This is a genomic window from Cupriavidus sp. SIMBA_020 (genome assembly GCF_046535395.1).
Classification (GTDB): domain Bacteria; phylum Pseudomonadota; class Gammaproteobacteria; order Burkholderiales; family Burkholderiaceae; genus Cupriavidus; species Cupriavidus campinensis.
Window position 1 is genome coordinate 1 of the sequence record NZ_JAWRWU010000791.1, and the last position, 265, is coordinate 265.

At 59.2% G+C, this 265-nt stretch carries 1 pseudogene; it reads right to left on the reverse strand.

The annotated features are described in order from the left end of the window. Window positions 1–157: 157 nt before the first annotated feature. A pseudogene (locus SB751_RS31525) lies at window positions 158–265 on the reverse strand (OmpA family protein); the annotation flags it as partial.

The following is a 265-nucleotide window of genomic DNA, read 5'->3' on the forward strand; positions in this document are numbered from 1 at the left end:
GTGAAAGACGACGGATCGCTCGCCCATATTCGCGAGCTGCTGGGCGTGAAGCCCGACGAGAAAAGCTAACGCATCCGCAAGGGAAACAAAAAAGCCTGGCTTCGATTTTCAAGGAAGCCAGGCTTTTTTTCATGCGCGGAGGCGCGCAAGCAACGACTCACGACCCCGCGCGAAACTCGATGCGCCGGTTGCGTGCGCGCCCATCGCTCGTATCGTTCGATGCAATCGGTTGGTCCGGGCCGACGCCGGTTGTGGTCATTTGCTG